7 protein-coding genes and 1 tRNA gene are annotated in these 10331 nt (G+C 60.5%); 5 read left to right on the top strand and 3 right to left on the bottom strand.

Going from position 1 to position 10331, the window contains the following annotated elements:
• Positions 1–70 precede the first annotated feature (70 nt).
• Positions 71–670 (top strand): M48 family metallopeptidase, encoded by a 600-nt coding sequence (locus MHX52_RS06170; protein WP_239317158.1) that lies wholly within the window; start codon positions 71–73, stop codon positions 668–670.
• Here MHX52_RS06170 and MHX52_RS06175 read toward each other — a convergent pair whose 3' ends face one another.
• A complete protein-coding gene (locus MHX52_RS06175) occupies positions 671–2164 on the bottom strand; it encodes a zinc-dependent metalloprotease (protein ID WP_239317160.1) in 1494 nt (497 codons plus the stop codon).
• Positions 2165–2308: 144 nt separating this feature from the next.
• Between MHX52_RS06175 and MHX52_RS06180 the strand changes: the two genes are divergently transcribed.
• Positions 2309–3388: a PDZ domain-containing protein gene (locus MHX52_RS06180; RefSeq protein WP_239317162.1), complete on the top strand. Its 1080-nt coding sequence runs from the start codon at positions 2309–2311 to the stop codon at positions 3386–3388.
• 30 nt (positions 3389–3418) lie between these two features.
• Here the strand turns inward: MHX52_RS06180 and MHX52_RS06185 are convergent, their stop codons facing one another.
• Positions 3419–3979: a PPA1309 family protein gene (locus MHX52_RS06185; RefSeq protein ID WP_005293814.1), complete on the bottom strand. Its 561-nt coding sequence runs from the start codon at positions 3977–3979 to the stop codon at positions 3419–3421.
• Between the two features lie 131 nt (positions 3980–4110).
• Between MHX52_RS06185 and MHX52_RS06190 the strand changes: the two genes are divergently transcribed.
• Positions 4111–7173 carry a UPF0182 family protein gene (locus MHX52_RS06190; RefSeq protein ID WP_239317164.1) on the top strand — a complete coding sequence of 1021 codons (3063 nt, stop codon included), beginning with the start codon at positions 4111–4113 and terminating at the stop codon, positions 7171–7173.
• Between the two features lie 96 nt (positions 7174–7269).
• Positions 7270–7346, top strand: a tRNA-Met gene (locus MHX52_RS06195).
• 333 nt (positions 7347–7679) lie between these two features.
• Here the strand turns inward: MHX52_RS06195 and MHX52_RS06200 are convergent.
• On the bottom strand, positions 7680–8084 hold the full coding sequence (locus MHX52_RS06200) for a MerR family transcriptional regulator (RefSeq protein ID WP_034664654.1): 405 nt from the start codon (positions 8082–8084) through the stop codon (positions 7680–7682).
• 169 nt (positions 8085–8253) lie between these two features.
• On the opposite strand from MHX52_RS06200, the gene MHX52_RS06205 reads away from it, so the two are divergent.
• The gene (locus MHX52_RS06205) at positions 8254–9813 is read left to right on the top strand and encodes a SulP family inorganic anion transporter (protein WP_035009418.1); all 1560 of its coding nucleotides are present in this window, start codon (positions 8254–8256) and stop codon (positions 9811–9813) included.
• The last annotated feature ends 518 nt before the right edge of the window (positions 9814–10331 follow it).

Raw genomic sequence — 10331 nt, forward strand, 5'->3', positions numbered from 1 at the left:
ATGCGCGCTGTGCAGTTGCCTCTCACCCTAGCAGCGCAGCATTGTCCTCGCTGGTGGAAAGGTTGTTCCGATGGCTCCCCCCTTCCGCTCTCAAGCGCTCGACCCGCAGCGGTTGGCCCGCGAGGTGCAGGAGGAGCTTTCGGCCCAGCAGAGCCCAGAGGTGACAGCGGCGACGGTGCCGCCCATCACCATCCGCCTGTCCACCCGGCGCAAGAAGACAGTTGCGGTGCGGGAAGAAGGCGATGGGTTCTTGGTCATGTCGCCCGCGGCCATCGGAGAGGCCGAGCTGCGCAGAATCTGCGTAGAGCTGGTGGGTAAGGCGCTGAAGAGTCGGCGTCAAACAATGGGCAACATGGAGCTGGCCGAGCGGGCGGTGCAGCTCAACGACAAGTACCTCGGCAGCCGGGCGACGATCGGGGAGATCAAGTTCGTCACGAACATGAACACGCGCTGGGGCAGCTGCTCGGTGCAGTCCAAGCGCATCCGGATCGCCCACCAGCTGCAGGAAGTGCCCGGCTACGTGCTGGATGCGGTGATTATCCACGAGCTGATCCACACGTTCGTGCCGAATCACGGCCCGGAGTTTCGCAAATGGGAGGCGCGCACCCCGCAGCTGGAGAAGGCGCAGGGCTACCTAGAGGCTTTCAAGCGCTGGGGGATGCGCGGCTAGCTACTCTTTGTCGCTCTCGCCGTTCTCGTCGGCATCGTTCTCGGCGGTGCCGTCTTCTTCGCCGCGCTTCTCGTTGAGCTCCCGCTCCAGCTTTTCGATCTCGCTGATGGGGTTGAAGTCCTCCATCTCGTCCTCGTCGAAAGCCACGCTGCTGATGAAGGCCGCCGGGTTGTCCAGGTCGGAGGCCACGGGAAGGAAGTCGGGGTGGTCCCACACGCCGTCGCGCTTAGTGACGCCCACCGCATCATCCAGCTTGCGCCACAGCTCGGCTGCCTCGTTTGCCTTCGGGGCAGTGAAGCTGATTCCGACGGCCTTAGTCAGAGCATCCATGGCGGGGGAGCCGTTGTTGCGGAACTCGGACCAGGCGGCACCGATCATGGCCGCGCCGGGGATGCGGGAGTTCAAGGCGGAGCCCACGACATAATCCACCCAGCCCTCGATGAGCGACAGGCTGGTTTCCAGGCGTTCGCGGGCGTGGGCGTTGGTGGAGACGACCTGGGGGGAGAGGTCCTGGCCCTGCATCCGCTCCATCATCTCCTGCATCTTTGCAGGATCGTTCATGGATTCCGGGGTGATTTCCCGAGTGGCTTCCTCGATGGCGGAGTAGTCCAGCGACAGGCCGGCGGCAAACTCCTCGACGTCCAGGATGAGGCGCTCCACCAGCCATGGGACGTGCTTAAACAGGCGCAGGTGCGCGGCCTCGCGGGCGGCCAGGTAGATCAGCGCCTCGCGGGGCTCGCAGCCCAGCTTCTTGGCCATGGAATCCAGGTGTTCGGTTGCGATGGCGGCGGTATCGCCCTCGGCCAGCGGCACGCCCCACTGGGTGGACAGCACGACATCGGTGGCCATCGCGCCCAGGGTGTTGCCCAGCTGGGCGCCGAAGTTCATGGCGTTGATCTGCTTCATCATTCCCGCCAGTGGGCCAATCTGGCTGCGCATTTCCTCCGGCACGCCACCCAGGGCGGCGTCGCCGAGCTTGTCGGCCAGGGGAGTGACGACGCGCTTCCACGTTTCGAAGGTTTCGTCGAGCCACTGCGCCGGGCCAAAGGCCACGGAGCCGGAGGCGCCGGCGGGCAGGTGGGTGGCCTCGTCCAGCCACAGTTCGGCCAGGCGAACGGAATCGGCGACTGCCTGCGAGTCGTTATGACTGGGGCGGGAGTCCTTATTGGTGGCGGCGATCCGCTGGCGCGCGGTGCGCTTGGCCAGTCCGTAGTTGACCGGCCCCTGGCCCTCGGCACTGTTCATGTCTGTACCGAATCCGGAGAGCATGGAACCGAACTGGTTCAGGATGTCGCCCAGGTTGCCGGCCCCCATGTTGCCCGCGCCGCCGTTCATTCCGCCTGCGCCGCCGCCCATCGGGCCGCCGAAGAAGAAGCCGAACGGGTTGTTCTCGTTCCCGTTGTTTCCGTTTTCGTCGCGGTTGTTATCGCCGTCTTTGTCGCGGTCGTCATCGGAATCGTGCGGGCCGTGGAAGCCAAAACCGAATTTACTCATGTACCCCACCGTACCGACTGTTGCAGGGTGAAAACGACCTCGAAAGGCCGTGAAGGCGGCTAAAAGCGTGTGCTGAGAGCGAACAGGGTTCGGCCTGTGCCAGGGTGGGCGAACCTGGTGGGGGAAGCATGTAAAGTTGGGCGGGTGAAATTCTGGAACAGGCGAAATCGCACCATCGTCGTGGGTGCAGTGCCCGTCGTGGCGATCTTTTCCCTCCTTGGCCTGCCGTCGATCCCCGGCACCGACATCAACCTGACCGTCCCCTATGCAGCTGAGGGGAACGGGCCGACGTTCAATACCTTGGGCGAGGTCGATGGCCGCCAGATCGTGGACATCAGCGGTGCGAAGACTCACCCGACCAGTGGAAACCTCAACATGACCACCGTGTCCGTCCGCACGAACATGACTTTGGCACAGGCGCTGAAGCGCTGGGTTTCTACAGACGACACCCTGGTGCCGATCGAGCACATCTTCCCCTCCGGCAAGTCTTCGGAGGAAGTGCAGCGCCAGAACGCCGCCGCGTTCGCCAACTCGGAGTCCAACGCCACGATTTCGGCGATGAACCACCTGGACAAGCCCCTGGAGACCATGGCGCTGGAGATCTCCGAGGACTCCCCGGCGCAGGGCAAGATCGAGGTAAACGACATCATCACGAAGGTCGATGGGGAGAAGATTACGCTGCCCAGCGAACTGTCCGACAAAATCAAGGGCTACAAGCCGGGCGATGAGGTCACCGTCACCGTCAAGCGCCAGGAGAAAGATAAGGACATCAAGGTCAAGCTCGCCGAACTACCGGAGGAGGTGCGTGGCGACCATCCGAAGGACACTGCCTTCCTCGGCGTGACGGCCGTTGCTCAGCCGGGCGGGAACATCAAGGTGGAGTACAACCTGACCGACATCGGCGGCCCATCCGCCGGACTGATGTTCTCTATGGCGGTCGTTGACAAGCTGACGCCCGAGGAACTGACAGGTGGGAAGTTCGTCGCCGGTACCGGAACTATTGACGCCGCAGGCAAGGTCGGCCCGATTGGTGGCATCACTCACAAGATCGCCGCCGCCAAGGAAGCCGGTGCAGAGGTGTTCTTAGTGCCGGCGCAGAACTGCGCCGAAGCGGTCCACGAGCCGCCGGAGGGGATCACCTTACTGAAGGTCGATACGCTCGACGATGCGATCAAGGACCTCAAGGACTACAACGACGGCAAGCAGACCGATACCTGTAAGTAGCGGCCAGCGGCTACTCGCTTCTATCTGCTTTTATTCGTCGGCCTCGAAGGTGGCGCGCAGGGTGTGAATCACGCCGGGGGCGATGTCGTCACCGCCGAGCAGCTGCACCTTGTCCTGGCCGAAGGGATCCTCTGCAAGCTCCTCCTCGCTGGGGCGGAGTTGGATGAGGGAACGCTCGGGGCCGGAAAAGTCGGCGTCACAAAGAAGTCCGCTAAACAAGCGAGCCTGGCGCGGGGCAGGGTCCGCACCGGGCGCGGCGTTGGAGAAGGTGATTTCCTGGGCGAGGATCGCACCGACCACGGGGGCGGGCCAGCGGATGGTGGCCAGGAATTGTCCGAGTTCCTCGCTGCCGGGGCGGATGTGCTCCGGGATGTCCTCCTGCACCACCAGAGCCAAAGGATTGGCGGGGGCATCGTCGTCGAAGGCCTGCGGTGCGGCATCGGCGATCAGCGAGGCCGGCACCAGGGCGAACAGGGTGGCCGGTTGATCCCAGCCCTCGGCCTGGACGAAGTCCACGGCCTCGCGCAGAGCTGCGTTGAGCACGCGCTCATCCTGCAGATCGACGTTCGGGGAGGAATCGGGAGAGGTCATTCGTGATGCCTTTCTTTCGTTGGGGGATGGGTTGGGGTTTGTTATGAGGCTTTAAGAATTGTACGTATCCTGGTAGAAACATCGCGATCAGCGATACCCACAGGTGCGATTAGCAGGAGAGTATTTAAGCCTTGAGCACGCCCACGCCACCGTCTTCGGGTCGCCCGAAGCAGCCGTTCCCGTCCAGCCCAGGGTCGAGCAGGCGCTCGAAGTTCCTGGGAATCCTGGTGGCAGCTATCGCCATCATTATCTTCATTGTGCCGGTGGTGGTGAGCACATACACCGACTTCGCCTGGTTCCGCAGTGTGGATTACCAGGGCGTGTTCATGAACGTGATCGTGACCCGCCTGGTGCTCTTTGTTGTCTTCGGGCTGATCGGCGCACTGATTTCCTGGTTGGCGGCGTATCTGGCGTACCGTGCGCGGCCGGACGAGATCGAATCCCTTGGCACGTCCTCGCCCCTGGCTGAGTACCGGCCGCTGATCCGCCGCAACATGCGCCCATTCCTGGTGGGCATTCCGCTGTTCGTCGGCGTGATCACCGGCATGATTGTGCAGGCCAACTGGCGCTCGGTGTTGCTGTTCCTGAACGGGTCGAACTTTGGGGTGCACGATCCGCAGTTCGATAAGGACCTGGGCTTCTATGCCTTTAACCTGCCTTTCCTGCAGATGCTGGTCTCCACATTCAGCGTGCTGTTGATCCTGGCCTTTGTGATCAACGGCGTTGGCCACTACCTGCTGGGGTCCATCACCACAGGTAACCCGCGGGTGGGGGAGAAGGCCTCTATCTCTACGAATGCCCGCCGTCAGCTGGCGGTTATTGCAGGTGTGTGGATGCTGTTGAAGGCGGTCGGCTACTGGTTCGACCGCTACGGGTTGCTTACCCGTTCGCACGAGACGTTCACGGGTGCCTCTTACACGGACATCAATGCTGTGCTGCCCGCGCAGATTGTGCTGCTGGTGATCTCGATCTTCGTGGCAGCCATGTTCTTCATCACGATTGTTCTGCGCGACCTGCGTATCCCGGCGCTGGCGGTTGCACTGATGGTGGGTTCTTCTCTGACCGTGGGGCTGGCGTGGCCAGCGATGCTGGAGCAGTTCTCCGTCAACCCGAACCGTGCGGAGAAGGAACGCGAGTACATCGCCCGCAACATCGAGGCCACCCGCTTCGCCTACGGCATCGGTGAAGACAAGGTCACCTACGACCGCGACTGGGGGTCTGCCGGTGACGCTGCCTCTCAGGAGCAGAAGAAGGCCGTTGCCGACGACTCCGCCACGCTCTCTAACGTGCGTTTGCTGGATCCGGAGGTGCTGAGCCCGACGTTCACCCAGCAACAGCAGCTGCGTAACTTCTACGGTTTCCCGGACGAGCTGGCGATCGACCGCTACGAGGTGGACGGCGAGATGCGCGACTTCGTGGTCGCCGCCCGCGAGCTGAACCCGAACACCCTGGACGGCAACCAGAACGACTGGATTAACCGCCACACGGTCTACACCCACGGAAATGGCTTCGTGGCAGCGCCTGCCCGCAAGGTCGACGAGGTCGCCCGCGACGTCGGCTCTGCCCGCGGTGGCTACCCGGTCTACACGGTCGCGGATCTGCAGTCGATGCAGTCCGGTAAGCAGGGTGGCGAGCTGGAGCTGGATATCAAGCAGCCGCGCATCTACTTCGGCCCGGTTATTGCCTCGTCGAAACAGAACAACTCTGACTACGCGATCGTCGGCAATTCCGAGGGCGAGCCGTTGGAGTACGATACCGACGCATCCAATTACACCTACACCGGCACCGGTGGTGTGGATGTTTCTAACTACTTCAACCGCCTGATGTTCTCTGCCCACTTCGAGTCGATGAATATGCTGCTGACGGATCGCATCGGTGAGGGGTCGAAGATCCTTTACGAGCGCGACCCTCGCGAGCGTGTACACAAGGTTGCTCCGTGGCTGACGACGGATTCCAAGACCTACCCGATCGTCATTGACGGCCGTGTGAAGTGGGTCGTTGACGGTTACACGACGTTGAATAACCTGCCCTACTCCGAGCGGATTGGGCTCACCGATTCTACTGCGGACGCCCTCAATCCCGACGGCGTAAGCGAGAGCCAGGTCGTCGACAATGAGGTTGGCTACATTCGCAATTCCGTGAAGGCCGTGGTCGATGCCTACGACGGTAGCGTGGATCTGTACGCCTTCGATGAATCGGACCCGGTGCTGAAGGCCTGGCGGGGTGCGTTCCCGGACGTGGTTAAGCCGCGCTCCGAGATCAGCAAGGAGCTGGAGGACCACCTGCGCTACCCGGAGGATATGTTCAAGGTGCAGCGCGAGCTCATCGCCAAGTACCACGTCTCCGACCCGGGCGTATTCTTCCAGAACGACTCTTTCTGGTCCGTGCCGACGGATCCGACGGCTCCGCAGGACCGCCAGGATAATGCGCAGCCGCCGTACTACGTGGTGGCGGCTGACCCGGAGACCAACAAGCCGTCGTTCCAGCTGATTACCCCGTTCCGTGGCCTGCGCCGTGAGTTCCTGGCGGCGCACATGTCTGTGGGCTCCGACCCGGATAACTACGGACAAATCAACGTGCGGGTGTTGCCGACGGGCACGCAGACGCTGGGCCCGAACCAGGCGCAGGACACGATGATGTCCTCCGACGAGATCGCCCGCGAGCGTACTCTGCTGAAGGGCACGAACGACCTGACGAACGGTAACCTGCTGACTTTGCCGGTGGGCGACGGGCAAATCCTGTACGTCGAGCCGGTGTACTCGCAGCGCAGTGGCCAGGATTCGGCCTTCCCGAAGCTGCTGCGCGTGCTGGTGAGCTACAACGGCCAGGTGGGCTATGCCCCGACCATTGCTGAGGCCCTGGACCAGGTAGGGATCAAGACATCCTCCACCACTGACATCCAGGAGATCGACGGTTCGGTCGTTGATCCGACTAAGGACGGAGGCAGCGGTAACAAGGGCGATAAGGGCAAGGATGCAGACAAGGACAAGAAGTCCAAGGACGAGCAGGGTTCGGATGCGAAGGGCGCTGCCGGCAAGTCTGACAACAAGGGCACCGATACGGCTCCGGAGCAGCGCGTGCGCGATGCGATGGACAAGGTGAACAAGACCCGCGAGTCCGGCACCTTCGAGGAGTTCGGTAAGGCACTGGACGAGCTGGACAAGGCGGTCCAGGACTTGCAGTCCGAGCGTTAGGCTCTGGTGAAATCGCCTGCGACCAGGCGATTTCACTTTATCCAAGCTCTGCGTTACAGTAGGGGAGTCGCTGACGCGATGGCGTACAGCACTCGTCGCGGGGTGGAGCAGCTCGGTAGCTCGCTGGGCTCATAACCCAGAGGTCGTAGGTTCGAATCCTGCCCCCGCTACCAACTTCCAAGCCCCTACCAGGAGAAACACTGGTAGGGGCTTTAGTTATTTCTCTTAAGGCGCACGTCCTGGGACTCAAATCGGGACTTTAGCGATGGCATTTTGTCACTTAAGCCGGTTTGGAAGTGATGGGGTTAAGTGACAATTTTCGATTTTGTGACCTTGGATGACTGTGTCGTTTTGAGGAGTCGTCTGCACGGATTTCAGAAGTCCTCTGTACTATCGCCATCCACTCCGGAGAGGCCGCGGACGTTCGTCCACTTCATCTGGAACGCGATTCGACAGAGCGCATTCAATACGATGGTCTTTTTCTCCCTGCGAAGGATGGGGGCAGTTTAGGGTGCCAGGGTGTTGACCAGATCGAGGAATTCCTCAGCGTAGGCAATTTGCTTGCGTAGCTTTTCGTAGCGGGTGCGCGTCTCCTCACGAATGTCGGCAAGGGTGGCCTTGGCATTACTCCGTGCCTGCTGTGCGGTATCACTTTCCTGCCCGCCATCTGAACTATGAAGAATCTCCGCAGCTTCCAGGAATTCCCGCATCTGATCCAGAGTAAACCCCAGCGGTTTCATCCGTCGCACCAGCAAAACACGACGTACATCAGCCTCACTATAAAGCCTGAACCCACCAGGGCTACGCCCCGATGGGGTAATCAGGCCGACGTTGTCATAATAACGCAAGGTGGGAATCGACAACCCCGTCTGGTCAACGACCTCGCCGATCTTGAAATTACTGTTTTGCATTGCCTGTTCTCCTTCACGGTGATGTTGCCCACGGGTTCCTGTGCCTGGGTTGGCGGTTGAGTAAAACTCCCGCTACCATGACCACCATCACCAAACCTAAAGTTACTAGAGGGTTGGATTCCTTTCGGGCGTTCGCCCAGTTACCTATCCCCTCAAAGATTGGACATCTATGACTGAAACTAGCACGGCGGCCCCCCGCCCCCTCCTGAGTCCAGACGGCGCTGATGCCCCTACCGGGATCATCGCATCCTTCCGTTACGCATTTTCTTCCCCCGCCCGTATCCGTATAGAGATTCTGGCCGGACTGGCGGTATCCCTGGCGCTGATCCCTGAGGCCATTGCCTTTTCCATCCTTGCCGGTGTTGACCCAGCCATGGGTCTGTTTTCCTCGGTAGTCATGGCCATTGCGATCGCCTTTACCGGTGGCCGCCCGGCAATGACCACCGGCGCCACCGGGGCTATTGCCCTAGTCATTGCTCCTGTGGCGCGTGGTTACGGGATGGATTATTTCATCGCCACCGTCTTGTTGGGCGGTGTCCTACAAATCGTGCTCGGCGCCCTCGGTGTGGCGAAACTTCAGCGTTTTATCCCCCGATCGGTGATGCTGGGTTTCGTCAATGCACTGGGCATTATGATTTTCACCGCCCAACTCGAACACCTCATTGATGTGCCTTGGATGGTCTACCCACTCGTCGGCTTGGGTGTGGTGATCATGATTTTCTTCCCCAAGCTCACCAGTGTGATCCCCGCCCCGCTGGTCACGATTATCGTGCTCACCGGTTTGGTCATTGCCGCCGGTTTGACTGTCCCGACGGTCTCGGACATGGGCAAGATGCCGGAGACCTTACCGTCCCTGTTTATTCCGAACGTGCCGTGGACGTTGGAGACCCTGCAGATCATCGCGCCTTATGCCCTGGCCATGGCCGTGGTCGGTCTCATGGAATCGTTGATGACCGCCAAGCTCGTCGATGACATCACCGACACTCATTCCGATAAAACTCGCGAATCCTGGGGACAGGGGGTGGCTAATATTGCCTCCGGTTTCTTCGGCGGCATGGGCGGCTGCGCGATGATCGGTCAAACCATGATCAACGTCCGCGAATCCGGGGCACGTACCCGCCTATCCACCCTGTTAGCCGGTGTGTTCCTGCTGGTCCTGGTCCTGGCACTGGGCGACATCGTTGGCATGATCCCGATGGCTGCGCTGGTGGCAATCATGATCATGGTCTCGGTCGGCACCATCGACTGGCACTCGGTGCATCCACGCACCCTTAAACTCATGCCGGTCTCTGAGACCATTGTTATGGCCGTGACGATTATTGCCACCCTAGCCACCAGCAACCTGGCCATTGGTGTGGTGTTGGGTGTGGTCACCGCGATGATCATGTTCGCCCGTCGGATGGCACATATCGCTTCCATTGAAAAGGTCTCCGAGATCGACGGCGACGGCGATGGCGAGATTGATACTCGTACCTACCGGGTGCATGGCCAGTTGTTTTGGGCATCAAGCAATGACCTGGTTTATCGCTTTGATTACACCGATTCTGCCCGTCATATCACTATTGATCTCACTGAGGCGGAGATCTGGGATGCCTCCACGGTCGCGACCTTTGACGCGATTACGCAGAAGTTCCAGGACAGAGGCAAAACCGTGTCCATTATCGGGCTCGACGGTCCCAGTCAGGACCGACTGAACCGCCTGTCTGGCCGGCTTGGCACCGGCCACTAACATCCCCCGACTCGAGCACATCGACTTGGCGCCCCAACTTATAACCGGGGCGCCAGTTTATTGGTGCTGTTGCAAAGTTGGGGCATAGGAAGAGCATAAAAGAAGCGTAGCGGTTAACCGCTACTGAACTGCTCCCCATTAGTTGGACTGAGAAATCAGTTACCGACTAGTGGGGAGTAGTTTTCATTGAGAGCACGAAGTTCGCTGAGTGAGCATCAGCGTGAGCAGCTGGTGGAGTGTTTCGAGCAAGGCATGGGCTGTGCTGCCGCTGCCAATGCTCTTGGTGTCTCCAAGTATGCCGCCCGTATGCTCTGTCGTCGGTTTAAGCTGCATGGCAGGCTATGTCTTGTGGAGAAACCGACAAAGCAGCAGTACTCGTTCGACATCAAGAAGGAAGGGTTGCGTCCCTTAGTGTGGTGTAACGCTTGCTGATGGTGGGTCCCGGAAAGTAGTGGGCGGCCACCGCCAGTTAGCCTTTCGACTCAACTACCACATCTCACCGAAAGGCCTATGACGAT

The organism is Corynebacterium sp. ACRQJ (assembly GCF_022346045.1).
Classification (GTDB): domain Bacteria; phylum Actinomycetota; class Actinomycetes; order Mycobacteriales; family Mycobacteriaceae; genus Corynebacterium; species Corynebacterium evansiae.